Origin of the sequence: Shewanella electrica (assembly GCF_022321485.1) — a bacterium.
Taxonomy (GTDB): Bacteria; Pseudomonadota; Gammaproteobacteria; order Enterobacterales; family Shewanellaceae; genus Shewanella; species Shewanella electrica.
Genome location: NZ_JAKOGG010000589.1, coordinates 1 through 248, shown reverse-complemented (window position 1 = coordinate 248; position 248 = coordinate 1). Strand labels below are relative to the sequence as shown.

Annotated in this window: 1 protein-coding gene; it reads right to left on the bottom strand. The window is 54.8% G+C overall.

Annotation, left to right across the window (positions count from 1 at the left end; translation table 11 throughout):
• A partial coding sequence (locus L9G74_RS21535; protein ID WP_238898876.1) for a hypothetical protein occupies positions 1-248 on the bottom strand: 248 nt, incomplete at both ends.

The window sequence follows — 248 nt, the reverse complement described above, 5'->3', positions numbered from 1 at the left end:
ATTGAACGCGGGTATGCGGCCCTTTGGTTTGATATTCGTCCACGGATTCGGGTCGACGGTGCCACTTTGGCGGTTGGTCAAAATATGGGTCAGATACTTATCTTTGAGCGTGGCCACCGTCAGGCTCTGGAATCGGCCGTTCCACGGCAAGTCCTGATTTTCTGCGGCGGTGACACTAGACGAAAGCACCGCAGCGAGTAACGCGACACCAGACGCGAGCATCGACTTAAGGTGAAGCATTGGGATTG